Below are 19,676 nucleotides of genomic sequence, written 5' to 3'. Positions count from 1 at the left end.
ATTTATATGCATATTACGCGTTTACATATCGAACGTGTACGGAACTTAAAAACGGTTGCACTCTCAGGATTGCAGCCGTTTAATGTCTTTTATGGCCAAAATGGCTCGGGTAAAACCTCTGTTTTAGAAGCCATTCATTTGTTGGCAACAGGGCGTTCTTTTCGCACGCATATCCCCAAAAACTATATTCAAAATGCCTGTGCTGATGCCATTGTTTTTGCACAATCTGATACTGATAAAATTGGTATGCAAAAAATGCAAAGCGGTGAGCAACTGATTAAGGTGAATGGGGATCTGGTTGCAACTCAAGGTCAGTTGGCCAAAATCTTACCTCTACAACTGATTGACCCACAAAGTAGCGATATTATTGACTACGGTGCTAAGCCAAGACGACAAATGTTGGATTGGATGATGTTCCACGTGGAACCCGAATTTTATCCTGCTTGGCAATACTATTCACGAGCACTCAAACAGCGTAATAGTTTGCTCAAAGCACAGCGTCATTTAAGCCTCAGTGATTTAGAGCCGTGGAACCAAATGCTGAGTGATTATGGCGAAATTTTGCATCGCCAGCGTCAGGCTGTTGTGGAGCTGTGGAAGGGATATTTACAACAGGATTTAGCGCAGCTCTTGCCTGATCTGGAAATTTGCATGGAATACAGTGCGGGCTTTCATAGTGAAACTGGATTGTTAAATGATTTGACCAATGCGCACTATAAAGATCTAGAAAGACGTTATACCGAGCATGGTCCGCATCGTGCAGATTTACGTTTAAAAACCCCGATGGGGGATGCTGATGTGGTGCTGTCGAGAGGGCAAAAAAAGCTCCTGATCATGGCTTTAAAACTGTCACAGATTGCAATGCTACATGCGTGTAATAAGGAAACTGTGGTATTATTAGATGATCTTACAGCAGAATTAGATTTAACCGCACAACAACGTTTAATTGAGCGATTAAGCCAACTTGGTAGCCAGGTTTTTATTACCACTTTAGATTGTGACGCAGTGCAACAGCACATGCATGATTTGTCTATTTCTTATCAATTATTCAATGTTAAAGACGGTAGCGTTCAGCTTGCTGTGCAATGACGATTTACCCATTTTTGGGATAGACCTATTTTTCACTAGGGAGAAACCATGAGTTCAGAAGAGCAATCTGTCTCTAATACAGAACAAACCAATGAAAAAGCTTATGATTCCTCTAGTATCAAAGTATTGCGTGGCCTAGATGCTGTTCGTAAACGTCCAGGCATGTATATTGGTGATACTGATGATGGCACAGGCTTGCATCACATGGTGTTTGAGGTCGTCGATAACTCTATCGATGAAGCTTTAGCGGGCCATTGTGATGAAATTCAAGTGACTATTCATGAAGATGAATCGGTTAGTGTATCGGATAACGGCCGTGGTATTCCAACCGATATTCACCCTGAAGAAGGTGTTTCAGCTGCAGAAGTTATTTTAACCATTCTGCATGCGGGCGGTAAGTTTGACGATAATAGCTATAAAGTTTCTGGTGGTTTGCACGGTGTTGGTGTTTCGGTTGTAAACGCTTTATCTGAAAAACTGCTACTTAATATTAGCCGTGCGGGTAAAACCTACGAACAAGAATATCACCATGGTGATCCTGTTTATAAGCTACGTGAAACAGGCGTAACAGATGCTTCAGGCACAACTGTACGTTTTTATCCGAGTGCAGAAACGTTTAGCCAAACGATTTTTAATGTCGATATTTTGGCTCGTCGTTTACGTGAATTGTCTTTCTTGAATGCAGGTGTGCGCATTGTTTTACGTGATGAGCGTATTAACTTAGAACATGTGTATGACTACGAAGGTGGCTTGTCTGAGTTTGTTAAATATATTAACCAAGGCAAAACGCATTTAAATGAAATCTTCCATTTCACCACCCAAGCAGAAAACGGCATTGGTGTTGAGGTTGCATTGCAATGGAATGATACCTACCAAGAAAATGTACGTTGTTTTACTAATAATATTCCACAAAAAGATGGTGGTACACATTTAGCAGGTTTCCGTGCGGCATTAACGCGTGGCTTAAATAGCTACATGGAAAGCGAAAGCTTACTCAAAAAAGAGAAAGTTGCAGTTTCTGGTGATGATGCACGTGAAGGCTTGACGGCGATTGTTTCGGTTAAAGTTCCAGATCCAAAATTCTCTTCACAAACCAAAGAAAAATTGGTGTCGAGTGAAGTGAAAACTGCGGTTGAGCAGGCCATGAATAAATCGTTCTCTGAATATCTTTTAGAGAATCCTCAAGCAGCAAAAGCCATTGCAGGCAAAATCATTGATGCTGCCCGTGCACGTGATGCTGCGCGTAAAGCACGTGAAATGACACGTCGTAAGAGTGCGCTTGATATTGCAGGCCTTCCTGGTAAATTGGCAGATTGCCAAGAGAAAGATCCTGCACTTTCAGAATTGTACTTGGTCGAAGGTGACTCTGCAGGCGGTTCTGCAAAGCAAGGCCGTAACCGTAAGATGCAAGCAATTTTGCCATTGAAAGGTAAAATCCTTAACGTGGAACGTGCACGCTTTGACAAGATGATTTCATCGGCTGAAGTGGGTACGTTAATCACAGCGTTGGGCTGTGGTATTGGCCGTGAAGAATACAATCCTGATAAATTGCGTTATCACAAAATCATCATCATGACCGATGCTGATGTCGATGGTTCGCATATTCGTACTTTGTTGCTGACCTTCTTCTTCCGTCAAATGCCTGAGCTTGTGGAACGTGGTCATATCTATATTGCGCAGCCACCGCTGTATAAGTTGAAAAAAGGTAAGCAAGAACAGTACATCAAAGATAATGATGCGCTTGAAACTTATTTAATTTCAAATGCGATTGATGAGCTCGAACTTCACGTGAGTGCAGAAGCGCCAGCCATTCGTGGTGAAGCTTTAGCTGGTGTGATTGCGGATTATCAAACATCACAAAAAAGCTTGCACCGTTTAACTGTGCGTTATCCAGCAAGCTTGTTAGATGCTTTGATTGCTGTGGAAGGCTTTAAGCTAGATCAAACTATTGATCGTGCTTATGTGGAGCAATGGGGCGAGAAAATTTGTGCTGCAGTTGCACAGAAACAGCCAAGCTTGCGTCCAGAGTTAACGCTTGAGGTGTTTGAAAAAGAGCTGGCAGATGGTCAAAAAGTTGAAACCTATTTGCCTCGTATCACGATTTATATTCATAACTTACCGCACCCTTATTTATTAGATGCAGGTCTGTTGGGTTCTGGTGAATACGCTCGATTATTGAAGAACTCTCGTAGTTGGTTCACGCTGTTGGAAGAAGGTGCATACTTGCAAAAAGGCGATCGTAAAATTACGGTAAGTACTTTCCATCAAGTATGGCAACACATTTTGCAAGACTCGCGTCGTGGCATGATGATCCAACGCTATAAAGGTTTGGGTGAGATGAATGCGGAGCAACTCTGGGAAACTACGATGGACCCAGAAAACCGCAACATGCTACAAGTGACTGTGCAAGATGCAATTGAAGCAGACCGTATGTTCTCTTGCTTAATGGGTGATGATGTAGAGCCTCGTCGTGCCTTTATTGAAGAAAATGCTTTAAACGCAGATATTGACGCTTAATATTCAAGTAAAGAAGTTAAAAAAAGCACCCAATATGGGTGCTTTTTTTATGCTAAATTAATCTAAATTTGTATAAAATATAATCATCTTGATTTTATCAAACTGACGCATTGCTATGTCATGATGTTCTTAAAATGAACGCAATGCTGTAAAAATGAGAGGTTGATATGATGGATAATCAGTTAGAACACATACGTGATATTTGGGTAAATGCTTTTTTTATAGGCAATTATGAGGTGCTTTTGCAGTATGAGGATGAGCATTTTAAAGTTGTTTATGAGCAAGACGGGCGTACTGAAAGCAACTTCACACGCTACGATCGCATTGCACATGCTGTTAAAAATGGTGTGTGGAAACCTAAAAAACCCGATGTCGAATTTGAAGCTTATGAGTTTGATCGTGACCAAACCTCATGTAAAATTTTGATTGGGCTTGCCGAAAACCAGCAACAAATACAAGAATTATGGCAATTTGAAGAGACATGGAAAATAAAAGAATTGCGATTTTTAAAACAGAAAAGAGCAAAATAAAGCCTTAAAATCTATGTTTAGATCATTTTATTAAAAGTAATATGTGTAAAAATTGTGGATATGTATAATAGTTATCCATAGAATTATTATGTGAAAAATAAAAAATATCCACAACATGAGGGTGTTTTGAGTAATTTTTATTGTGATTTATTTTTTGAATTTAAAAGTATGTTCACTTACGAAAAGATTTGAATTTAAAACTCTTTACTTGGCACTTTTTAAATTCAAAAGATTTTTTAAGGATGAATGGGTTTGTGCTTATCTTTGCTTGGTGAATGGATTGAGATGTAATGGGTCAAAAATAGCTGAATGAATTGTCTATATTGAGTCTTTATTTGGGTGAATTTTATTGTTTAGTTGAATTAAAAAACCGCCGTGGAACATTAATTTCACGGCGGTTTATTTGTTTTAGTTAGACTAAACAATAGGTTTTAATTGTCAAAACTACTTTCCAATTCCTCTAATTCCATCATTAATTCAAGCATTTGCTCTTCTGCTTGTTCTAATTTGGCTTTGAGTTCAGTTTGTTCATTCATTAGCTTCAGTAAATCGTCCTTACGGCTAGCATCATATAAGCCGGCATCACCCAGTAAATTTTCAATTTCTGTTAAGCGTGGTTGTAGTTTCGAAATTTGGCTTTCACATTTTTCAATATTTTTACGAATCGGGCGAGTTTGCTCACGTCGTTGTGCAGCTTCTTTACGTTGAGCTTCTTTATCACCTTTAGAGCTAATGACTTTGTTTTGTACTTCCGATTTGATTGGTGTAGCAGGTACATTCGCGGTTTTAAGCATTTCAGCTCGGGCTTGACGTAACCAATCTGCATAAGCACTTAAGTCGCCATCAAATTCACGGCATTTGCCTTGATGCACAAGTAATAGCTCATCACAGACACTGGCAATCAATTGACGTTCATGCGATACCAAGACCACAGCGCCTTCAAAATCAGTCAATGCCATCGTGAGGGCATGACGCATATCTAAATCTAAATGGTTAGTCGGTTCATCGAGAATAAGGACATTTGGACGTTGCCAGACAATCAGTGCTAAGGCTAAGCGTGCACGCTCACCGCCTGAAAAGCTTTCACTTGGCGTGTCCATCCGTTCACCACTAAAGCCAAAACTGCCCAAGAAGGAGCGGAGTGTTGCTTCACTAATGGTTTTTCCTGCAATACGTCCCAGTTGTAACATTGGGCTAGCATTGCCATCTAAGGCATCCATTTGATGTTGGGCAAAATAACCAATATTTAAAAGTTCAGAGGCTTTGCGTTGACCTTTGAGTAAGTTTAGATCGCCCACCAAAGATTTAATGAGCGTTGATTTACCTGCACCATTCATACCCAGTAAACCAATGCGACTATTTGGCGTAATTTGTAAGCCAACATTGGTCACAATGAGTTTATCTCCATAGCCAATATCTGCATGTTCTAGTTGCAATAGTGGTGAACTCATTTTAGTGGGTTCACGGAAGCTGAAGGTAAATGGAGTGTCCACATGTGCCGCAGATAGTTCCTGCATGCGTTCTAATTGTTTAATACGGCTTTGTGCTTGTTTTGCTTTGGTGGCTTTGGCTTTAAAACGGTCAATAAACTTTTGTAAATGTGCACGAGCTTCTTGTTGTTTTTCAAAAGCTTGTTGTTGTTGAGCTAGGCGTTCACTACGTGTAGTTTCAAAAGTTGAGTAGTTGCCTGTATAGAGCGTTAATTCCTGATTTTCGATATGTAAAATATGATCGGTGATCGCATCCAGAAAATCACGGTCATGTGAGATAAGCACCAAGGTGCCTTCATAGGCTTTTAACCAATCTTCTAGCCATAAAATCGCATCTAAGTCTAAGTGGTTGGTTGGTTCATCAAGTAATAATAGGTCTGAACGGCTCATTAACGTACGTGCCAAGTTCAAACGCATACGCCAACCACCAGAAAAGCTTGAAACATTCAATTGTGATTGATGCTCAAAAAAGCCTAAACCAGCCATAAGTTGCGATGCTTTAGACGGTGCAGAATAGCCACTGATTTCATCAAAACGACCATAGAGGTGCGCAAGTTCGTCATTGCCCAATTGTTCTGGATGTTCGAATTTATGCTGAATATCCCAATACTCTTCGTCGCCAGACAATACAAAGTCGATGGCTTTCATATCTAACGCTTTAATTTCTTGAGCCATGTGTGCCACGGTCCAGATTGCTGGACGGGTTAAAGAACCATTATCAGATTCAATTCCACCCAATAAGGCTGAAAATAAAGTGGATTTACCTGCACCATTGACACCTGTTAGGCCAATTTTCCAACCTGGGTGAAGTTGCATGGATGCTTTTTGAAATAAAACACGGCCACCGCGACGTATAGAAAGTTGGTCTAACTGAATCATGAAATTAAAAACACAGCAAAAAGATGGCGCTATTCTAAAGGAAGCCTTCCAAAAAACAAAAAAACCGCAAGGCTTTGTAGCGAAAGTTGCAAGTGAATGTAAAAGTGGGGTGATTCAACAGATTTTAATAAAATATGTGAAATCCTCTAGGTTTATTACAAGAAGATGCTTATATTGTGAAAAATAAGTTTAAAAAATAAACAACACACATCAGAAAATAGGATAAAGCGTATGCAAAAAGGATTTTTGGCATTGTCTGTAACCACAATATTCATGTGTTCAATGGCTGTGCAGGCGAAACCCACGGTTTGTGTCTTCGATTTATTAGGTAAATCTGGAGAGTCTTATAAATTGTTGGAGGAGTGGTCGCTTGCCAGTAAAACTTGGGGTACAGATATTCAATTGGTGTCTTATCAAGATGAAGCGAAAGTAGATAGTGACTTTAAAGACGGTAAATGCGATGGTTTTTATATGACCTCCATGCGTGCACGGGCCTATAATAAATTTGCAGGTTCTATTGATGCTTTGGGGGGAGTGCCAAACAATGAAATTGCTCAAAAAGCCATTAGTTATGTACTTGATAAACGTAATAACCGTCGATTAATTAGTAAAGTGGGTAAAGAGAGCTACGAAGTTGCAGGCATTGGTCAGATCGGCTCAGCTTATATTTTTGTGAAAGATCGCAATATGAATCGGGTTGAGCAAGCCAAGGGTAAAAAATTCGCCATTTTACATTATGATCGCGCACAAAAACGCATGGTTGAACGTATTGGTGCTGTGCCTGTTCTGTCCGATATTTCTAATTTTATTCGTAAATTTAATCAAAACGAAGTGGATATTGTGGCGGCACCTGCCTATGCCTTTAAACCTTTAAACCTTTAAACCTTTAAACCTTTAAACCTTTAAACCTTTAAACCTTTAGAAATTGCGAAAGGCTTAGGGGCACAAGGTGCAATGATTGATTTTCCAGTAGTCAATGTGACTGCAGATTTGATTATTCGTCCTGAAGCTTTTCCAGAAGGTTATGGGCAAAACTCTAGAGCATGGTTTGTGAAGCAACTCCCGAAAAGCTTTGCGATGGTCAAACGTATGGAAGCTGAAATTCCTGCCAAATATAAAGTTGCGCTGAGCAAAGAATCACGAGATGAATATCAAAAACTTTTACGAGATGAACGTATTCAGTTAACTCAAATGGGAATTTATGATGCCACTATGATGACGGTGCTAAAAAAAGCGCGGTGTACAGTTGAGCGGACTAACTTTGAGTGTTCACTCGGTGGTGAGTAGTCATCATGTATTTTCTTTGTAAAGATTCATGAGCATCTTATAAATTTTGCTTTTCGATAAAAGTGCTAAGTATATTGATTTAAAATATATTTTATTTTTTTGCTGTGATGAAAATCATTAAAATTGGCAAAAGAGACCAAAATGACATGAATTAATTGAGTAAATGCTCTATTTTTTTAAAAATAACTTGCTTAAACTTTGTCATGAATGGATACCCATGAACAAAAAAATCTCAAAAGGATAAATACAATGAAAAAAGCCCTTCTGTCTTTGGCAACTTTCTCTGTGATTGGTTTCGCTAGTACAGCACAAGCAGAAAAAGTAGATATTTGCGTATTCGACTTGCTAGGTAAGTCGGGTGAGTCTTTCCAAATGGCGCAAGAATGGGCGCTGGCGGCGAAAGGCTGGGGCGCAGATATTAATCTGATTGCACGTCAAGATGAAGCAGTTGCAGATAACGACTTTAAAGCTGGAAAATGTGATGGCGTATTTATGACCGCAATGCGTGCGCGTCAATACAATAAATTTGCAGGCTCAATTGATGCACTCGGTGGTGCACCAAGCAATGAAATTGCAAAACGTGCCATTACTTTTGCTTTAGATAAGCGTAATGAAAGCAAAATGATTAGTAACTTAGGTGGTAAGAAGTATGAAGTTGCAGGGATTGCACCTTTAGGCTCAGCATTTATTTTCGTACGTGATAAGAGCATTAACTCAATTGAAAAAGCTGCGGGTAAAAAATTCGCAGTGTTAGGTTATGACGATGCACAAAAAATTATGGTGCAACGTGTAGGCGCTCAAGCGGTAATTTCTGATGTATCTAACTTCGTAGCGAAGTTCAATAATGGTCAGGTTGATATGGTGGGTGCACCTGCTTATGCGTATAAACCTTTGGAAATTTACAAAGGCTTAGGTACGAATGGTGCGATGTTTAACTTCCCAGTACTTCAAGTAACCGCTGACTTTATTATTCGTCCTGATCAATTCCCAGCAGGTTTTGGTCAAAAATCTCGTGATTGGTTCATTCAAAACTTACCAAAAGGTTTTGCAATGATTAACCGTTTAGAGGCGGGAATTCCAGCAAAATACAAAATGAATTTGACTGCAGAAGACAAAACCAAATATCAAAAACTTTTACGTGATGGTCGTATGGATATGACTAAACGTGGCATTTATGATCCTGCGATGATGAGTGTATTGAAAAAAGCACGTTGCTCTGTCGATAAGGCGAATTTTGAATGTTCACTTGGTGGTGAATAATTTGATTTTTAAGAAAAAAGCCTAGTTGTTCTAGGCTTTTTTTTATGCATATTTAAAGGCAGTTTTGCAATTGTATCTGGCCCAAAATTCTTAGATGATGCAGTTAAACAGCGTCAGTCCTATAGATGAATTGGCGAACTTGTCTGGCATGGTTTGGTTGTTTTAAGCCATGCATATAAACACAATAATGAACTGATAAAAACAATGTAACAAGGATGAAAAAAATGCATAAAGTAAAAGCATTAAAAGTGTTAGGCCTCGGTGCAGGTTTAATGTTTGCCATGAATGCAGCTCAAGCTAAACAAGTCATGTGTGTATTTGATTTGGTTGGTAAAAATGGCGATGTATTTACACTCATGAAAGACTATCAATTGGCAGCCAAAAATTGGGGTGCTGATATTGAGCTACGTGTCGGCCAAAATGAAGCGGTAATCGCAGAAGATTTTAAAGCTGGAAAATGTGATGCGATTAGTGTGACAGGTATGCGTGGCCGTCAATTCAATGGATTTACAGGTTCATTAGATGCGATTGGTGCAATTCCAGACTTAAAATTAGCGGTAAAAATCATGCAAGGTTTGGCGAGCCCGACATTTGCCAAAAGCATGGTGAATGGCCGTTATGAGGTCGCTGGGGTTATTCCTGTTGGTGATGCATATTTATTGGTAAATGACCGTAGCATTAATACCGTTGCTAAAGCAGCAGGTAAAAAAATTGCGGTTTTAGACTATGATGAAGCACAAAAAATTATGGTACAGCAAGTTGGTGCACAAGCCGTAAGTGCTGATGTAACAAACTTTGGTGCTAAGTTTAATAATGGTCAGGTTGATATTATTGGTGCACCTGCAGCGGTGTTTAAACCTTTAGAATTATATAAAGGTTTAGGAACTAAAGGCGCGATTGTCAATTATCCAATCTTGCAGGTTACGGGGAATATTATTATTCGCCCAGATAAATTCCCAGAAGGTTATGGGCAAAAGTCACGTGAATGGGTGAAAACACAATTACCACGTGCATTTGGTATTTTGGGTAAAATGAAGTCGGATATTCCAAGTAAATATTGGATGGATGTACCTGCAGCAGATCGTCCTGGTTATCAAAAAATGATGCGTGAAGCGCGTATTGATTTAACCAAACGTGGTGTATATGACAAGCGCATGATGAAGCTATTATGGCAATTCCGCTGTAAAGAAGATGCGAAAAACTTTGAATGTGCATTGCAGGATGAAAACTACAAATAAACCTGATAAATTTACTCTGATTTAACTTTGTTTTGCAAAGTATGACCATAGTTCGAGTATGCTATACTTGAATCATGGTCTTTTTTGATTTAAGACATCCCATTCAATTAGAGGAATCCACCATGAATGCACCTGCACTTGTGTTGACTGACAATGCCGCAAATAAAGTGCGCCAATTGCGTGACAGTGAAGGAAACCAAGACTTAATGCTCCGTGTATATGTTACTGGTGGCGGTTGTTCAGGTTTCTCTTATGGCTTTAACTTTGCAGAAAGCCAAAATGAAGATGATGCAGAATTTTTAAATGGCGACGTAAAAATGTTGGTGGACTCACTCAGCTATCAATATTTAGTTGGCTCAGTGGTTGATTATTTAGAAGGTTTGGAAGGTTCGCGTTTTGTGGTGCAAAACCCAAATGCGACGACAACTTGTGGTTGTGGTTCTTCATTCTCTATCTAAGCCTTTTTTGCATTAAGATTCGCATAAAAAAGCCCTCTTCATGAGGGCTTTTTACTTTTTAATCTTTGGCATCAAATTTGATGGCTTCTAAAAGATCCAGCACAATGGTAGTGACATCTTGACTAAGGTCACGATTGTTAAAAATTTCATAGGCTGTAATTGAAACATCGGTATCACTTGGTAACAGCTTTTGTTCTTCTTCAATCAAATCTTGAATTGGCAATAAGGTTTGTTTGATTTCTAAATGCAAAATATCCTTAAATTCAATATTTTCATCTTCGAGTTCAATCATTTGCTCATTAAAAAATGGCAATAAGATTGAGTGGAGATATGGTTGAATTTCTGTGATATTAAAAATTTCGATATCACGAGTCTGTTCAATTGTGCTGATGTGGTCATTCACTTCAATAAGAATATGGTAGTAACTCACATTGCTCTCCAGTTATATATTCAGGCGGTGTGTATGATTTTAGATTAACATGAAATATAGGCTTTGTTGTGAAAGCTTATAGAAAACCTTATAAAAAATAAGGAATTTATAACTGCTAACGCGCCGTTAAGAGTGCTAAATCTGAAGGCTGTAATTGAAAATGCGCCAGATCTTGTGCCCCAAGCATCGGATACATTAAAGCTTTAGGATCTGAGTTATGCCCAAGTCCAAGTGCATGCCCTAATTCATGTGCTAGCGTTAAACGTAAATCATCTTGATTCTCAAATTGATAAATTTGAATTTCTTGCCCCATAAATACACCTTTGTGAAATTCGCGAGCAGGGAAACGCTGTTTAGCATGCGTAACATCTTGGTTAAAGCGATGAATATTGTGATTGTATTGCTCGACTTGTTGATTGTATTGAGCATTCAATTGATTGAAGTAATCAATATCATTTTTGAGTTGCTGACTTTTCTCTTTGAGTTGTTGATATTGCAGGTCAATGCGTCTGCGATTTTCCCCCTGGCTGTCTTCAAGGCGACTCCAGCTCAGCCGTTGCTGATTCAGGCTTTGATATTCAGCATCGATCAGCACACGGCGCTGTTGAATGCTTGTGTGAAGTTGCTCTAAATAGGCTTGTGACGTGTTTAAGTTTTCAGAGACGCGTTGGTTTTTATTTTGCTCAGTATTGAGCGTTGTCTCCATTTTTTTAAATGCATTAAAGTTATCTTGTCGTTCATCATACACAAGATGAATTTTGAGTTGTGCGTCAGGGTCATAGACAAAGAGCTTTTGCCCAGAGGCATTTTGCCAGAGATCGGCGGCTTGTTGAGTCAGTTCAATCAGTTCTTGCTGGCTAATACCAAAGCGTGGATCGACTTCGGCAATTTGATAGCGTAAGCGCGTGTCAAAAGGGTGGAGTATACGATCGGCCAGCGAGTTATAACGCAATTGATCATGTGTTTTGAGTTGATAACTCAACAGTCCAACAAATAACAGCACAATAGCAAGAATGAAGAAGCGCATAATGCAAGCACATGAACAATATAAGCTTAATGTATAATATTTAAACAAAAATAAGTAGTGATACCTCGCTTAAAGCATCGCTTTTTAATCGGCCTTACGATCATTCAGTACCGATATATTAGGCATAAAAAAACCGCGCTTTCGCGCGGTCTTTTATTTAAAGCGACAAATTATTTTTTGTCATCTTTAACTTCAGTGAACTCAGCATCTACAACGCCGTCGTCTGCTTTTTGCTGTTGTTGGCCAGCAGCATCACCTTGGAAAGCGTTCGGGTCGAAACCTTGAGCGCCACCTTGGCCTTGAGCAGCTTCATACGCACGTTGCGTAATCGGCATGATGATGTTTTGAAGTGCTTCTGTTTTTGCTTTGATTTCTTCTACGTCATTTTCTTTCGTAGCCGCTTCAAGCTCAGCTGATGCAGTTTCAATTGCAGTTTTTTCGTCAGCAGTTACTTGCTCGCCAAGATCTTTCACTGCTTTTTGAGCAGAAGATACAAGCGCATCAGCTTCGTTACGTGCTTTCGCTAATTCTTCAAATTTGCGGTCTTCTTCAGCATTCGCTTCAGCATCTTTAATCATCGCTTCAATTTCAGCATCGCTCAAACCTGAGTTTGCTTTAATTTGAATTGATTGTTCTTTGCCAGTGCTCTTGTCTTTCGCAGATACTTTCAAGATACCATCAGCGTTGATGTCGAAAGATACTTCAATTTGTGGCACACCACGTGGAGCAGGTGGGATATCGCCTAATTGGAAGTTACCCAACAATTTGTTTTGCTGCGCCATTTTACGTTCACCTTGGAACACAGAAATGTCTACAGCAGGTTGGTTGTCAGCAGCAGTTGAGAACACTTGAGATTTCTTCGCAGGAATCGTTGTGTTTTTCTCGATGATTGCAGTTAACACACCACCCATTGTTTCAATACCAAGAGTCAATGGAGTTACGTCAAGTAAAAGTACGTCAGTTTTGTCACCTGAAAGTACCGCACCTTGAATCGCAGCACCCATTGCTACAGCTTCGTCAGGGTTCACGTCTTTACGTGGTTCACGACCGAAGAAGTCTTGTACTTTTTGTTGTACAAGTGGCATACGAGACTGACCACCCACCAAGATCACGTCAGAGATGTCAGAAGTCGAAAGACCTGCATCTTTAAGCGCAATACGGCAAGGTTCGATTGTGCGTTCAACTAAGTCAGCAACTAAACCTTCAAGTTTTGCACGAGTTACGTTGATCACTAAGTGTTTAGGACCAGTCGCATCTGCAGTGATGTATGGCAAGTTGATTTCAGTTGCGTTAGAAGAAGAAAGCTCGATTTTCGCTTTTTCAGCAGCTTCTTTTAAACGTTGAAGCGCAAGAGGATCTTGTTTCAAGTTTACGCTTTGCTCTTTCTTGAATTCTTCTACAAGGAATTCAATTAACGCGTTATCGAAGTCTTCACCACCAAGGAATGTATCACCGTTTGTAGACAACACTTCGATTTGTTGGTCGCCATCAAGGTCAGCGATTTCAATGATTGATACGTCGAAAGTACCACCACCCAAGTCGTAAACCGCAACTTTACGGTCGCCTTCTTTTTTGTCCATACCGAACGCAAGAGCCGCAGCAGTTGGTTCGTTGATGATACGTTTAACTTCTAAACCAGCAATTTTACCAGCATCTTTAGTCGCTTGACGCTGAGCATCATTGAAGTAAGCAGGAACGGTAATTACCGCTTCAGTTACTGTTTCACCTAGGTAATCTTCAGCTGTTTTTTTCATCTTTTTCAAGATTTCAGCAGAGATTTGCTGTGGAGCAAGTTTTTTGTCGTTTACATCAACCCAAGCATCGCCATTGTCTGCTTTGATGATTTTGTAAGGTACAAGACCGATGTCTTTTTGTACCGCTTGGTCTTGGTACTTACGACCGATCAAACGTTTGATCGCGAATAATGTGTTTTTAGGGTTTGTTACTGCTTGACGTTTTGCAGATTGACCAACAAGGATCTCGCCATCTTTATACGCAATAATAGATGGAGTTGTACGAGCGCCTTCAGCGTTGTCGATTACTTTAACTTTGTCGCCTTCAAGTACTGCTACGCAAGAGTTAGTTGTACCTAAGTCAATACCAATGATTTTCGCCATTTGGATGTTTCCTCTAAAATTCTTTTGTTCCCAAACTTTTCCCTTTATCAAAGGGAAATTAAAAGGGATTTACTTGTTATCCGATATGAGAGCCAATCAAAAATTTTCAAGTTTAAATTCAGAAATATTTTTAAAAACTCTCGAATTTCTTGGGCTTATGCGCCAACCATAACCATAGCTGGACGTAATAAACGACCATTTAGGCTGTAGCCTTTTTGCAAAACAGTACCAATTTCATTGACTTTTGCAGTTGGATCAATACCTACAGCTTGATGAAGATCTGCATTGAAGCCATTCGCAGTATCTACCGCCACCACACCAAATTTCTCTAAAGTAGTGAGTAGAGATTTAAGTGTTAGTTCAACACCTTCAGACAGTGAGTTTTTCTCATCGCCTGCTGCTGCAATTGCACGTTCAAGATTGTCAACTGAATCAAGAAGTTGTTTAGCAAATTTTTCAAGCACAGTATCTTTGTGCTTTTCAGATTCACGCTGAATACGCTCAACACTTTTTTGTGCTTCATATACGGCATTTGCTGTACGTGCTTTTTCAAGCTTTAAGTTTTCTTCTAAATTGGTGATTTGCGCTTGTAAATCCTCAACTGAAACTTCTGCTTGCTCGTTTTCAGCTTGAGTTTGCGCTTCTGCTTGCTCTTGCTCTAATTCTTGAGCGTTTGGGTTTTGCTCAGTTGTCATTGATTTACTCCGTTTAAAAGGGTTCTTAAACATGTACAGTCCTTAGGCGTCAGGTCTAACCTCGTTAATTCTGAACTGCCATGATTTACTAAATGTCATGATTAAAGAAGAAATCGGGGCTGCTGTTAAAAATTCAAGCAGAGGCATGATAATTTTTACGCATCTTGTGAGAATTTATACAGAAATGAGCGATTTATTGATAACAACGCGATCTTAAAAATTACAATTTAGATTAAAAAGCATAAAAGGATCTAATAAAACGATTAATATCATAATTTTTATCAGTTTTCATTTTACTGTCATACAAGGCAATATAATCGAATCAACAGTCGTCATATTTTGAAGAGAGAGCGAGATATGGCTTCTGTTTCCTTATTTGTACTGTATAAATTTTACACTGGCTAATATTTATACATAAAAACGATTAAAACGATTAAAACTATTTTATAAAGTATTTCTCAAAATTGTTATACATCTCTACTATAGATCTCAGATTCTATCGCTGTAGTTTCTTCTTTTAGTATATTTTGAATGTGTTTTTCAATGCTTATCCAACCTCTGGATAAGCTTTTTTTTTGCTTCATGTAAATGTCATTGGTATTGCAGGCGGTGCAGGCTAGGTTTGGTAGAGCTTTAACAAAATCATGCGAATACAGATGAACTATAGAATTAATATAACGTTGCAGAAGGTGTACTGGTCTACCTTCAAATTACTACTCAGTAGGTGGGTAGTAGGGCTATATTTTTTTCATAATCAGCATCGCAAAGAAACAACTTTGCGCTTTATTTGAATATGAAAGGAATTAAATAACGATGAAGAAAACAATGTTTATGCTGTCATTACTCACAGGCTTTACTTTATTTGCTGTGGGATGTTCATCTCAAGATACGGTGTCAGCACCTGAAACTTCACAATTAAATAGTGCACCTGCTCCGCAAGCGCAATCAACAGCAACCGTACAAGCCGATCCGAGTGTGCAAAGTTCAGATGGTATTCAATCTGCACCTGCTTTAGAGGGGCAAGCACCACAAGCGACTGCGCAATAAACCGCATTTATCTCCGCATCAACTTTAATTTATTAGGTTGATGGTCCATTCAAAATAGACAGAAGAAAAGATGCCTCTTCTGTCTATTTCGCTCTGTATTATTATGCAATCCATACGAACCTAAACACTACGCTGTCACATAGGATAAAAATACTCGGCACTTTTATACGATTGTAGTGGCCATTATAAAAGTGATAGACCAATTATGGCCTAATGGTGGTGTATGAGAATGAGGCAAGGTTGCCATAAAAAAGCCTATAGCAATGCTATAGGCTTTTTTTTGAAGTAATAACGCGATTTAATCTCGATTATCTTGTCGACGATCTTCCCAACGTTTACGTTGTTCATCACGTTGCTGATCTAGACGTTGACGGCGTTGATCAGCAGTTTGTTTGCGTTGCTCATAGTTACGGTCTTGTTCACGTTTTTTACGCTCCCATTCGGCACGCTTTTCACGTTCTTTTTGGGCTTGTTGGCGTTGTTGTTCATTTCGTTGGCGCTCAAGCTCATTTTGTCTGCGCTCCTGAATTTGTTGTTGCTGACGCTTTTGTTCCCATTGCTGACGTTCATAGAGCTGTTTACGTCGTTCTTGTTCTAGACGGTTACGTTGCTGTTGATATTCCCAGCGCTGGCGGTCTCTTTCACGATCGTATCGTGCATCATAACCGCGATCGGATTGGCGTTGATCGTAACGACCATCGTAATAACCATCTTCTGGAAATGCCACACATCCTACAGCCATAAACGCAGTGGCCAATGAAACTGCAATAATTTTAGTCGTCATAGTGATGTCCTCTATAAATGGGAGCAGCAAAATAACTCCACAAATTAAGAAATAATTGTCAATGACAAGTGATTTAAATAAGCTTAGCTTAATGAAATGATATCTGTGTATGCAGATGTTGTGACTTGTATACAAGTATGGTCACATAAGCATTGATCATGTAGAAAGTATGAAGAAAGCCAAGGAAAAAAATAGCAATGACCGCTTTTAATCAAAACTTGCAACAACTATTAGAAAAAGGCCAAGGCACGGCTGCACGCGCACTCGATAAACTTCCGAGTTTCGTACAAGATAGTTTAGCCAAAGCATTGGGTTATCCTTATATATTTCCAGATCTTGATCCTTTCATTAAATGCATGATGGCAGCTCAGCTGAAGCAGGGTCGTCAGGGTTTTATTGGCGCAGATTATGAAAAATCGCGTAAGCAATTTGATTTACAAATGCAGTCGTTACGCAATAAAGTTACTGCGGTGAAACATGTAGAGGACTTACGATTACCATTACAGAGCGGCACTGTTTTTGCGCGCCATTATCATCCTGCGCCAGGCAAAAAACTGCCTTTAATCGTGTTTTACCATGGCGGTGGTTTTGTTGTTGGAAGTTTGGATACACATGATGAAGCATGCCGTTTATTGGCTGTCCATGCGAAAGCACAAGTGTTAAGTATTGATTATCCGTTGGCGCCAGAAGCGAGTCCAAAGCAATTAATACAATGTTGTGAAGATGCATTGGCTTGGGTATTTCAAAACAGCAAACAATTAAAAGTTTTAAAAGGGCGTATTGCTGTTGCGGGAGATAGCGCAGGCGCCAATATTGCAACAGTTGTTGCACAGCGTACAGCACAAAAAGCTTATGCACCTCATGCGCAATTGTTGATTTATCCTGTTGTTGATTTTAAAAGCCGTCATCCTTCATTTTTTGCTTATAAAGATGGTTTAGTGTTGACGGGTGGCGATGTTGATCACGTCACTGCTTTTTATGCAGAGCAACATCAAGTTGAACTTGATGATCCACTCATTTCACCGACTTATGGCAAATTAAAAGGGCTTGCGCCAGCTTTTATTGTTACAGCAGGGCATGATTTATTGCATGATGAAGGCGAGATTTATTCACACAAATTACGCCAACAGGGTGTCGCTTTACATTATCAAGAATACTTAGACCAAACGCATGGTTTTATTAACTTAACGACTGTCTCTACACGTGCGAAAAAATATCACATCGAGCTGAGTAAGAATTTCCGTAAATTTTGGGATAAGAAAAATAGCTAAAGACATGGTTTCACGTGAAACCATCTTATCTGTCTTTTATTTTAGCTTCAGGAAATAGCAGGCTAAATTTCGGCACAAAAAAGCTCTGTAATAAGCGTGCTTGAGAAAAGTCTGGAAATAGCCCTTGGCTATCTGACCATTCTACGCCAGCTAATTTTGCAATATGCCCTCTAAACTGGGGGGCAAAGCTGTAGCGTTTATTTTGCCAAGTTTGTCGGATTTGCAAAATTGAAGATGGAATGTGATGACTATTAATATAAAACAGCTTAGGTTTTTTTGCTTTATATAGGGTTAAGGTGAAGTGTTGGCCTGCAACACGAACTGTACACGTGAGGCCAAGTTTTGTATCTCGCCATTCAAATTGTGCCAGTTCTTTTGGAATTCCCCAAAGAGTCTGTCCGTGAGTGACTGAAGCAAGTGTAGAAACATAGATTTTAGGAATAGAACTTAACACTCTCTTACTAATCAGTGGGTGATCCAAAATCAACAATTCATCATAAGCACCAACAGGTGAGCTTTCATAACGAACCAACATTATTTGAATCATTCTCCCAATTGGGGAAGGGGAGTGATGGAGGATAGCTGATTGTTGAATAAAACGAGGCGTTACCCAGTAATTTAAAATAAAACCAGCGCCTTGTAGTTTCCAAGGAGGCGGGGATTGAATCACTTCTGTAGTCATTGCTGGTATCTGCATTTTTTTCTCATTTTGATTAATGCTTTATTTCTCATGAAAGACTAAAATACATACAGTGACAAGCACAACTTCATATAGATGAGTGAGCAAATGTTAAAACATACTTTTTTTGTATTGACGGCAACGTTAAGTAGCTTTGGTGTATTCGCACAAAATACATTGGTGGAAATGAATACCAACGTGGGGAATATTGAGATTGAATTGTTTAACGACAAAGCGCCAATTTCAGTAAAAAACTTTGAAGACTATGCAAAATCCGGTTTTTATAATGGCACAGTGTTTCATCGTGTCATTCCAGGCTTCATGATCCAAGGTGGTGGCTTAGAAAGTAATTTGGTCGAAAAGACGATAGAAAAAGCCCCTATTAAAAATGAATCTTCAAATGGTTTGAAAAATAAACGTGGCACATTAGCGATGGCTCGTACAAACGATCCTAACTCCGCACGTAGCCAATTCTTTATTAATACCGTGGATAACGACTTTTTAAACAAAAGTGCGATGAATGCTGGATATGCCGTGTTTGGTCAAGTGACAAAAGGTATGGATATCGTCGAAAAAATTGAAAAAACAGCAACTGGCAATCGTGGCATGTACCAAAATGTACCAACACAATCGATTGTTATTCAAAGTGTGAAGATAAAAGCACCAAAAGATAGCAAGTAACCAAAAAAAAAGCCCATTCATAAAAAATTAATATTAAATGATTAAAATCATGTGTTTGGGCTTTATTGTGTATAAATATAAAACAAAATAGTGTGTAAAAAAGAAACACACGATAAAACAAGTGATTAAAAGCACTTGCAATGATTTCGAAATGGTCTAGAATGCATCCCATACCGACGAGATAGACGGAAACGAAC

Annotated in this window: 17 protein-coding genes and 1 pseudogene; 11 read left to right on the top strand and 7 right to left on the bottom strand. The window is 39.2% G+C overall.

What is annotated here, in order from left to right; genetic code table 11:
* Positions 1–6 precede the first annotated feature (6 nt).
* The 3 genes from recF to HYG93_RS16060 all read left to right on the top strand — a co-directional run bounded on the left by recF (position 7) and on the right by HYG93_RS16060 (position 4,136).
* A complete protein-coding gene (gene recF / locus HYG93_RS16070) occupies positions 7–1,089 on the top strand; it encodes a DNA replication/repair protein RecF (RefSeq protein ID WP_178962670.1) in 1,083 nt (360 codons plus the stop codon).
* Between the two features lie 48 nt (positions 1,090–1,137).
* A complete protein-coding gene (gyrB, locus tag HYG93_RS16065) occupies positions 1,138–3,606 on the top strand; it encodes a DNA topoisomerase (ATP-hydrolyzing) subunit B (protein ID WP_120364844.1) in 2,469 nt (822 codons plus the stop codon).
* A gap of 167 nt (positions 3,607–3,773) precedes the next feature.
* Positions 3,774–4,136 (top strand): hypothetical protein, encoded by a 363-nt coding sequence (locus tag HYG93_RS16060; protein WP_106986190.1) that lies wholly within the window; start codon positions 3,774–3,776, stop codon positions 4,134–4,136.
* 431 nt (positions 4,137–4,567) lie between these two features.
* Here the strand turns inward: HYG93_RS16060 and HYG93_RS16055 are convergent, their stop codons facing one another.
* A complete protein-coding gene (locus HYG93_RS16055) occupies positions 4,568–6,505 on the bottom strand; it encodes an ATP-binding cassette domain-containing protein (RefSeq protein WP_178962669.1) in 1,938 nt (645 codons plus the stop codon).
* Here HYG93_RS16055 and HYG93_RS16050 point away from each other — a divergent pair.
* The 5 genes and pseudogenes from HYG93_RS16050 (at position 6,504) to erpA (ending at position 10,748) form a co-directional block, all read left to right on the top strand.
* Positions 6,504–6,692 carry a hypothetical protein gene (locus HYG93_RS16050; protein WP_117007989.1) on the top strand — a complete coding sequence of 63 codons (189 nt, stop codon included), beginning with the start codon at positions 6,504–6,506 and terminating at the stop codon, positions 6,690–6,692. The two genes, HYG93_RS16055 and HYG93_RS16050, sit on opposite strands and share 2 nt — an antisense overlap.
* 44 nt (positions 6,693–6,736) lie before the next feature.
* Positions 6,737–7,792 (top strand): annotated as a pseudogene (locus tag HYG93_RS16045) (putative solute-binding protein).
* Between the two features lie 249 nt (positions 7,793–8,041).
* Entirely contained in the window at positions 8,042–9,052 is a 1,011-nt protein-coding gene (locus HYG93_RS16040) for a putative solute-binding protein (RefSeq protein ID WP_117007988.1), read from the top strand.
* Positions 9,053–9,276: 224 nt separating this feature from the next.
* Positions 9,277–10,290, top strand: a complete 1,014-nt coding sequence (locus HYG93_RS16035) for a putative solute-binding protein (RefSeq protein WP_106986193.1) — start codon at positions 9,277–9,279, stop codon at positions 10,288–10,290.
* Between the two features lie 122 nt (positions 10,291–10,412).
* Positions 10,413–10,748 carry an iron-sulfur cluster insertion protein ErpA gene (erpA, locus tag HYG93_RS16030; RefSeq protein ID WP_106986194.1) on the top strand — a complete coding sequence of 112 codons (336 nt, stop codon included), beginning with the start codon at positions 10,413–10,415 and terminating at the stop codon, positions 10,746–10,748.
* 58 nt (positions 10,749–10,806) lie between these two features.
* Here the strand turns inward: erpA and HYG93_RS16025 are convergent, their stop codons facing one another.
* The 4 genes from HYG93_RS16025 to grpE form a co-directional block, all read right to left on the bottom strand.
* The gene (locus HYG93_RS16025; RefSeq protein WP_162368850.1) at positions 10,807–11,190 is read right to left on the bottom strand and encodes a hypothetical protein; all 384 of its coding nucleotides are present in this window, start codon (positions 11,188–11,190) and stop codon (positions 10,807–10,809) included.
* A gap of 103 nt (positions 11,191–11,293) precedes the next feature.
* The gene (locus HYG93_RS16020; RefSeq protein ID WP_106986196.1) at positions 11,294–12,205 is read right to left on the bottom strand and encodes a matrixin family metalloprotease; all 912 of its coding nucleotides are present in this window, start codon (positions 12,203–12,205) and stop codon (positions 11,294–11,296) included.
* 170 nt (positions 12,206–12,375) lie between these two features.
* Complete coding sequence (gene dnaK, locus HYG93_RS16015; RefSeq protein ID WP_106986197.1) at positions 12,376–14,322, bottom strand: molecular chaperone DnaK; 1,947 nt, start codon at positions 14,320–14,322, stop codon at positions 12,376–12,378.
* Positions 14,323–14,477: 155 nt separating this feature from the next.
* The gene (gene grpE, locus HYG93_RS16010; RefSeq protein WP_106986201.1) at positions 14,478–15,017 is read right to left on the bottom strand and encodes a nucleotide exchange factor GrpE; all 540 of its coding nucleotides are present in this window, start codon (positions 15,015–15,017) and stop codon (positions 14,478–14,480) included.
* Between the two features lie 813 nt (positions 15,018–15,830).
* Between grpE and HYG93_RS16005 the strand changes: the two genes are divergently transcribed.
* Positions 15,831–16,064, top strand: coding sequence for a hypothetical protein (locus tag HYG93_RS16005; RefSeq protein WP_106986198.1), 234 nt, complete (start codon positions 15,831–15,833; stop codon positions 16,062–16,064).
* A gap of 298 nt (positions 16,065–16,362) precedes the next feature.
* On the opposite strand, the gene HYG93_RS16000 is transcribed toward HYG93_RS16005, so the two are convergent.
* Entirely contained in the window at positions 16,363–16,848 is a 486-nt protein-coding gene (locus tag HYG93_RS16000; RefSeq protein WP_106986199.1) for a hypothetical protein, read from the bottom strand.
* 197 nt (positions 16,849–17,045) lie between these two features.
* Here HYG93_RS16000 and HYG93_RS15995 point away from each other — a divergent pair, with 197 nt between their 5' ends.
* Positions 17,046–18,119, top strand: a complete 1,074-nt coding sequence (locus tag HYG93_RS15995; protein ID WP_106986200.1) for an alpha/beta hydrolase — start codon at positions 17,046–17,048, stop codon at positions 18,117–18,119.
* Positions 18,120–18,144: 25 nt separating this feature from the next.
* Here the strand turns inward: HYG93_RS15995 and HYG93_RS15990 are convergent, their stop codons facing one another.
* Positions 18,145–18,816: an acetoacetate decarboxylase family protein gene (locus tag HYG93_RS15990; protein ID WP_178962668.1), complete on the bottom strand. Its 672-nt coding sequence runs from the start codon at positions 18,814–18,816 to the stop codon at positions 18,145–18,147.
* Positions 18,817–18,906: 90 nt separating this feature from the next.
* On the opposite strand from HYG93_RS15990, the gene HYG93_RS15985 reads away from it, so the two are divergent.
* Positions 18,907–19,479: a peptidylprolyl isomerase gene (locus tag HYG93_RS15985; protein ID WP_178962667.1), complete on the top strand. Its 573-nt coding sequence runs from the start codon at positions 18,907–18,909 to the stop codon at positions 19,477–19,479.
* Positions 19,480–19,676: the final 197 nt, after the last annotated feature.

The sequence above is a fragment of the Acinetobacter sp. SwsAc6 genome, from assembly GCF_013391565.1.
GTDB lineage: Bacteria > Pseudomonadota > Gammaproteobacteria > Pseudomonadales > Moraxellaceae > Acinetobacter > Acinetobacter cumulans.
Note: the sequence above shows the minus strand (reverse complement) of the source record. Positions and strands in the feature narration are given on the sequence as shown.